This window comes from Rhizobium ruizarguesonis (assembly GCF_017357285.1).
In the GTDB taxonomy this organism is placed as follows: Bacteria; Pseudomonadota; Alphaproteobacteria; order Rhizobiales; family Rhizobiaceae; genus Rhizobium; species Rhizobium ruizarguesonis.
In genome coordinates this window covers 4,096,058-4,102,500 of the sequence record NZ_CP071678.1, presented here as the reverse complement: position 1 = coordinate 4,102,500, position 6,443 = coordinate 4,096,058, and the positions used below count along the sequence as shown (strand labels likewise).

Here is a 6,443-nt window from a genome sequence, read left to right as displayed (position 1 = left end):
ATACCCCCGGGGGTAGAGCACTGGATGGGCTATGGGGACTCACCGTCTTACTGATCCTAACCAAACTCCGAATACCGGGGAGTACTACTCGGCAGACACACGGCGGGTGCTAACGTCCGTCGTGAAAAGGGCAACAACCCTAACCTCCAGCTAAGGTCCCCAAGTCATGGCTAAGTGGGAAAGGATGTGAGGATCCCAAAACAACCAGGATGTTGGCTTAGAAGCAGCCATCATTTAAAGAAAGCGTAACAGCTCACTGGTCTAAATAAGGGTCTTTGCGCCGAAAATGTAACGGGGCTGAAGCCATGCACCGAAGCTGAGGATTTGCGAGCAATCGCAAGTGGTAGCGGAGCGTTCCGTAAGCTGATGAAGGGAGACCCGTGAGGGCTCCTGGAGGTATCGGAAGTGCGAATGTTGACATGAGTAACGATAAAGAGGGTGAGAGACCCTCTCGCCGAAAGACCAAGGGTTCCTGCTTAAAGTTAATCTGAGCAGGGTTAGCCGGCCCCTAAGGCGAGGCAGAAATGCGTAGTCGATGGGAACCACGTTAATATTCGTGGGCCTGGTGGTAGTGACGGATTGCACAAGTTGTTCATTCTTATTGGATTGGATGGGCAGCGGAGCGGTTCCAGGAAATAGCTCCACCGTATAGACCGTACCCGAAACCGACACAGGTGGTCAGGTAGAGTATACCAAGGCGCTTGAGAGAACTATGTTGAAGGAACTCGGCAAATTGCACGCGTAACTTCGGAAGAAGCGTGACCCCATGCTAGGCAACTATTATGGGGTGGCACAGACCAGGGGGTAGCGACTGTTTATCAAAAACACAGGGCTCTGCGAAGTCGCAAGACGACGTATAGGGTCTGACGCCTGCCCGGTGCTGGAAGGTTAAGAGGAGAGGTGCAAGCTTTGAATCGAAGCCCCAGTAAACGGCGGCCGTAACTATAACGGTCCTAAGGTAGCGAAATTCCTTGTCGGGTAAGTTCCGACCTGCACGAATGGCGTAACGACTTCCCCGCTGTCTCCAACATAGACTCAGTGAAATTGAATTCCCCGTGAAGATGCGGGGTTCCTGCGGTCAGACGGAAAGACCCCGTGCACCTTTACTATAGCTTTACACTGGCATTCGTGTCGGCATGTGTAGGATAGGTGGTAGGCTTTGAAGCGGGGACGCCAGTTTCCGTGGAGCCATCCTTGAAATACCACCCTTATCGTCATGGATGTCTAACCGCGGCCCGTTATCCGGGTCCGGGACAGTGTATGGTGGGTAGTTTGACTGGGGCGGTCGCCTCCGAAAGAGTAACGGAGGCGCGCGATGGTGGGCTCAGACCGGTCGGAAATCGGTCGTCGAGTGCAATGGCATAAGCCCGCCTGACTGCGAGACTGACAAGTCGAGCAGAGACGAAAGTCGGTCATAGTGATCCGGTGGTCCCGCGTGGAAGGGCCATCGCTCAACGGATAAAAGGTACGCCGGGGATAACAGGCTGATGACCCCCAAGAGTCCATATCGACGGGGTTGTTTGGCACCTCGATGTCGGCTCATCGCATCCTGGGGCTGGAGCAGGTCCCAAGGGTTTGGCTGTTCGCCAATTAAAGCGGTACGTGAGCTGGGTTCAGAACGTCGTGAGACAGTTCGGTCCCTATCTGCCGTGGGTGTAGGAATATTGACAGGATCTGTCCCTAGTACGAGAGGACCGGGATGGACATATCTCTGGTGGACCTGTTGTCCTGCCAAGGGCATAGCAGGGTAGCTATATATGGACGGGATAACCGCTGAAGGCATCTAAGCGGGAAACCCACCTGAAAACGAGTATTCCCTATCAGAGCCGTGGAAGACGACCACGTTGATAGGCCGGGTGTGGAAGTGCGGCAACGCATGAAGCTTACCGGTACTAATAGCTCGATTGGCTTGATCGTTCTCATTGACTATGCTCATCTCAAGGCGACCGCAAAGCGGTCGTCCTGACAAGGCGAAGGCACCAGCCTTTGCCCGGTCCCGGCGAACACGAAGTGTTCGTCCGGTTGGAGCTCTAAAACGTGTTCAAAAACGAAGTCATAGCACTTCACCAGCTTCTCAAAACATATAGTTGCGCTTTGCCGACCTGGTGGTTATGGCGGGGTGGCTGCACCCGTTCCCTTTCCGAACACGGCCGTGAAACGCCCCTGCGCCCATGGTACTTCGTCTTAAGACGCGGGAGAGTAGGTCGCTGCCAGGTCTGCAAAACGCAACTTATGTAAAACAATCTTCTCATCACTAACTCTACGGCCCATGCCGAACAAAAAGGGTCGCGCAAGCGGCCCTTTCTGCTGTAAAATAATAACGCGGGGTGGAGCAGCCCGGTAGCTCGTCAGGCTCATAACCTGAAGGCCGCAGGTTCAAATCCTGCCCCCGCAACCACTGAAACTCGCAAATTTGCCCACTCCGGGTATTTGCTCTTGAGCTCCTCCGCGTAAGCCTCGAGGAGCTTTTGTTTTTTGGCTTCCGTGTCGATCTCGCCGGAGGCAATCTTCGCCATCAGGTCGTTCTGGGCGGCAGCCGGAAACTGCTGCTCGAGCACGTCAATCGCCTCCATGGATGCCATGATGTTGGCGATTGATCCGTGGACCTGCAGTGACCTTGCCCCCAAGTTCTATCCAGTTTTGAGTTCGCTCCAGCGGTTTTTGGTTGCTGTTGTTGGTTCGGTAGCGGCGGGTTGCGGTGCGGAGCCATTTCGGCTGCGCAGCACCGCATCACGTCGCGGGTTGAGTGTCTGAGCGAATTCGGCCGGTGTCAGCCAGCCAAGGCCTGAATGCGGGCGTTGATCGTTGTAATCACTACGCCAGTTTGAAAGCGCGGACCGGGCGTGAGCAAGCGACGAGAACAGAGTTTCATTCAAGAACTCGTCTCGCAGCCGCCCGTTGAAGCTTTCGATAAAAGCGTTCTGGATAGGCTTGCCAGGCGCAATGTAATGCCAGTCAACTTTGGTCCGGTCCGCCCATTGCAGGATCGCGTTGCTGGTGAACTCGCTGCCGTTGTCGCTGACGATCATCCTCGGCTTGCCGCGCTCCTCGATAATCCGGTCAAGCTCCCGTGCGACGCGAAGACCGGAAAGCGATGTATCGGCGACGAGCGCCAGGCACTCCCTCGTGCAATCATCGACGACGGTCAGAATCCGCAACCTGCGCCCATCGGTGAACTGATCCGACACGAAGTCTAGCGACCAACGATCATTGGCCACCATCGGCACCAGCATCGGCGCTCGCGTGCCTATCGCTCGCTTGCGACCGCCGCGCTTGCGCACCGTCAGTTTCTCCTCCCGATAGAGCCGGAAGAGCCTCTTGTGGTTCACGAGGTGACCCTCCCGCCGGAGCAGCACATGAATGCGTCGATATCCGAAGCGGCGACGTTCATGCGCCAACGCCTTCATTCGCTCGCGAAGCTCATGATCATCGTCGCGCCTGGTCTCGTAACGGACCGTCATTCGGCAAAAACCAATGGCTTTACACGCCCGCCGTTCGCTCATCTCATGATGGCTCATCAGATGCGCGACAGCTTTCCGCTTGGCCGCGGGCGTCACCACTTCTTTCCCAAAAGGTCTTTCAAGGCAGCATTGTCGAGCATCGCATCCGCCAGAAGCCGCTTCAGCTTCGTGTTCTCGTCCTCAAGCGTCTTCAGCCGCTTGGCCTCGGACACCTCCATGCCGCCGAACTTGGCCTTCCATTTATAGATGCTGGCATCGCTGACGCCATGCTTGCGGCAAAGCTCCGAGACCGGCGTGCCTGCCTCGTGCTCCTTCAATATGCCGATGATCTGTTCGTCTGTGAAACGATTGCGCTTCATCCTCTGGTCCTCTCAATGGGCCAGAGCTTACTTCAAAATGGATTATTTCAACGGGGCAAGGTCACTTCTTGATGGCTTCGATATCGATGTCGAGCGCAAGGTCCGGACCGAGGCCGAAATCCGTAAGTTTCTTCAGGCCGAAATCCAGGCCGTTGAACTTGCCTGTGGCGGAGAAACCGGTCTTGACGGTCTTGGCATCCCAGGGAAGCGGAGACTCGGCATTCCAGGTGACATCCAGGGTGACCGCTTTGACGGTGCCGGCAAGCGACAGGTCGCCGCTGACCTTGGCGGTCTTGTCACCGGTCTTTTCGATCTTCGTGCTGGTGAAGGTGACATCGGGAAATTCCTCGACATTGAGGAAATCGGGGCTCTTCAGGTCGGAATCACGCTGATCGAAGTTTGTGTCGATGCTGTTGGCATCGAGCTTCAGCGAGATCGAGCTTTTCGCAATGTCTTCCTTGTCGAAGGAGATCGTGCCCCCAACGGTCTTGAAGATCCCGTGGGCATTCGACCAGCCGGCATGATTGATCTTGAACGAGACCCAAGCGTGAGTCGGGTCAACATCATAAGTATCTGCTGCAAAAGCAGATCCTGCAAAAAGCGCGCCGGTCAGGGCCGCGACTAGAGCTGCGAATTTCATTGGTACTCTCCTTTGATTGGGCCGGCCCGTCCTGGGTCGAATGTTCATCCCTGAAAGAGGACGGCGGCGATGGTGATGGCGATGGTGGCCGGAACCGCGGTGGCAATGCCGGCAGCAATGGGTCGAAGGAACCGCGGAAGGCGATGGAAAGCGATGCCTCCGAGAAGAATGAAAGCGCCGACGACAAGGGGGAGAACCGCGAATATGATTGCGGCGGGCGCCGCCTTCGGCGCAAAGAGTGCTGTCATAATCAAATGCACCGAGATCACGGCGGCAAAGGCAAGCCCCTCGAAACCGCGCAGTGCGAGCGCATGGTCGTCGCCCCTGAAATAGCTGATATAGTTGACCAGCAGCCAGCCGCCGGTGAGCGCCGCAAGCGCACCATCGATTTGGGCCATGCCGACGAATGCGCCTAACGCGGCCGAAAGCGCAGCCGCGATGGAAACGCTAAGCAACGCAGTCGCCAACGCCGATGGCTCCCCGCGGCGAGCACCGGCCGGCTTTGCGATCGCTGGGCCGATCGCGGCGGTCGTGACCACAAACACGGCGAGAACGACGATGGATTTGGTGGAATTGGCAACGAGCACGTTCTTGCCCAGCAACCAGCCTGACAGGGCGAGCGCGACGCCAACCAGCATCGTGCTGACCGCCACCGGAAGCGGCCTGCGCACAAGTGCCGGGATCGCAAAGATGCCGGCGCCGAAGAGCAGAATTATCGGGAGCTTCTGCTTTGCGGAAACGGGAGGAAGCACCGGCATACCTTCGAGCATCAAGTGGATGACAACAGCAGCCAGCGGGATCAGCAGGGCGATGATGAACCCGCGCCTGGCTGGAAACACGATCGAGGCCAACGCAACGGCCATGCCGAGAAAAAACGGCACGCCGACAGTCGTCAACAGAAGCTGCTTCATCATGGTTGTATTTCCCCGAAGCCGGATCAAGATTATCGGTCGGCACGCTATAAGCGCCCATTTTATTTAACAAGTGTACTATCTGTGGCGAGGCAACACAAATTCGTGATCAAATCCGAAACACAAGGCGGCAAACTGTTCAAAAATAGTGAACGAGCAAACCCCTTCTCGCCGATGCTGGGGAGGCCCAATCGACTCCCCTCGCGACTGGAACTGGGGATGAGGTAAATGCTTGAACGGGGCTCTGTCAGATCACCTATTTGTCCTTGTCGATCAGCCTGTTGCCACGCTGCTGAAGGGCGGTGAAAACCAGAAGCAGGATGACCGACAGCGTAATCAAGAGTGTTGCCACGGCCATGACCGTCGGGTCGAGGTTCTCGCGCGTGCCGCTTAGCAGTTCGCGCGGCAGGGTGCGTTGTTCGGGGCCGGTGAGCAGGATTGCTACCACCACCTCGTCAAGGGATGTGGTGAAGGCAAAGATTGCGCCCGAAACGATACCGGGCATGATCAATGGCATGGTCACGCGCCGGAAGGTCGTCAGCCCGCCGGCGCCAAGGCTGGCGGATGCCCGCAACAACACTCGGTCAAGCTGGCTCAGCGAGGCGCTGACGGTGATCACTACGAAGGGCACGGCAAGGGCTGTATGGGCGAGCACCAGTCCAGTCAGGCTGTTGGCGAGGCCAAGCCGCGAGAAGAGGAAATAGATGCCGACGGCGGTGATCACCGTCGGAACGATCATCGGCGACATGAAGCTCGCGATGAGGAAGGACTTACCGCGAAAGCTGGAGATGGACAGCCCGAGCCCTGCCAACGTGCCGAGTGGCGTGGCGATGCAGACGGTCGCGGTCCCGACAATCAGGCTGTTTTTGATGGCGATCCACCAGCGCGGGTCGGCGAAGAACTTAGCGTACCATTTGAACGAGAAGCCCTCCAGCGGATAGGCGAGAATGCTCGACGTGTTGAAGGAAAGCGGGATGATCGCAATGATCGGTGCGATCAGGAAAAGCAAGACGATGAAGCCAAATGTCCTGCCCGCTAGTTTCCACCAATATGTGCTGTCGGTCATGACGGG

The 6,443-nt window shown here is 57.0% G+C and carries 4 protein-coding genes, 1 tRNA gene and 2 rRNA genes (1 of these 7 cut by a window edge); 3 read left to right on the top strand and 4 right to left on the bottom strand.

Annotation, left to right across the window (positions count from 1 at the left end):
• The 3 genes from J3P73_RS20215 to J3P73_RS20205 all read left to right on the top strand — a co-directional run.
• Positions 1 to 1,917 (top strand): 23S ribosomal RNA (locus J3P73_RS20215) (it extends 1,026 nt beyond the left edge of the window).
• Positions 1,918 to 2,101: 184 nt separating this feature from the next.
• A 5S ribosomal RNA gene (rrf, locus tag J3P73_RS20210) occupies positions 2,102 to 2,216 on the top strand.
• A 105-nt stretch (positions 2,217 to 2,321) separates the two neighbouring features.
• A tRNA-Met gene (locus J3P73_RS20205) sits at positions 2,322 to 2,398 on the top strand.
• Positions 2,399 to 2,630: 232 nt separating this feature from the next.
• Here J3P73_RS20205 and J3P73_RS20200 read toward each other — a convergent pair.
• From J3P73_RS20200 to J3P73_RS20185, 4 genes are all read right to left on the bottom strand, one after another.
• Positions 2,631 to 3,820, bottom strand: a protein-coding gene (locus J3P73_RS20200) for an IS3 family transposase (RefSeq protein ID WP_130693083.1) whose coding sequence is annotated in 2 segments (ribosomal slippage) — positions 2,631 to 3,571 and positions 3,571 to 3,820 — 1,191 coding nt in all. Because the reading frame shifts where the segments join, the coding sequence is not laid out codon by codon here.
• 61 nt (positions 3,821 to 3,881) lie between these two features.
• Positions 3,882 to 4,460: a YceI family protein gene (locus J3P73_RS20195; RefSeq protein ID WP_130692583.1), complete on the bottom strand. Its 579-nt coding sequence runs from the start codon at positions 4,458 to 4,460 to the stop codon at positions 3,882 to 3,884.
• Positions 4,461 to 4,504: 44 nt separating this feature from the next.
• Positions 4,505 to 5,374: a hypothetical protein gene (locus tag J3P73_RS20190; RefSeq protein WP_130692581.1), complete on the bottom strand. Its 870-nt coding sequence runs from the start codon at positions 5,372 to 5,374 to the stop codon at positions 4,505 to 4,507.
• A gap of 253 nt (positions 5,375 to 5,627) precedes the next feature.
• Positions 5,628 to 6,437 carry an ABC transporter permease gene (locus J3P73_RS20185; protein ID WP_130692579.1) on the bottom strand — a complete coding sequence of 270 codons (810 nt, stop codon included), beginning with the start codon at positions 6,435 to 6,437 and terminating at the stop codon, positions 5,628 to 5,630.
• Positions 6,438 to 6,443 lie beyond the last annotated feature (6 nt).

What these genes read in the sequence shown, in the direction of transcription:
- J3P73_RS20195 (WP_130692583.1), bottom strand. Translation starts at nt 4,460, where the DNA reads ATGAAATTCGCAGCTCTAGTCGCGGCCCTGACCGGCGCGCTTTTTGCA.
- J3P73_RS20190 (WP_130692581.1), bottom strand. Translation starts at nt 5,374, where the DNA reads ATGATGAAGCAGCTTCTGTTGACGACTGTCGGCGTGCCGTTTTTTCTC.
- J3P73_RS20185 (WP_130692579.1), bottom strand. Translation starts at nt 6,437, where the DNA reads ATGACCGACAGCACATATTGGTGGAAACTAGCGGGCAGGACATTTGGC.